General features: G+C 53.6%; 1 protein-coding gene. It reads right to left on the bottom strand.

Annotated features, from left to right (window positions below):
* Positions 1 to 233, bottom strand: a 233-nt coding sequence (locus E1297_RS00150; protein ID WP_196223055.1) for an FG-GAP repeat protein, incomplete at both ends; no start/stop codon positions are given.

The following is a 233-nucleotide window of genomic DNA, read 5'->3' as shown; positions in this document are numbered from 1 at the left end:
CGCCTCATGCACGGTTCCATCGGGTCCGACGTAATCGCCGTCTTCGTTGGGCACGAACACATAGACCGAGCCGGAGTTATCGCCCTTGTCATCGTCGTAGCAGGAACCAACGGTGATCACACCGTCATCATCGATGGAAACAGAGTATCCGAAGTAATCATTGCTGGCCTTGTCATGGGCTTCCAGACGGTATTCCAGATATCCACCGGCACCATCGGGCACATAGACATAAA

The organism is Roseibium sp. RKSG952, from assembly GCF_009711355.1.
Note: the sequence above shows the minus strand (reverse complement) of the source record. Positions and strands in the feature narration are given on the sequence as shown.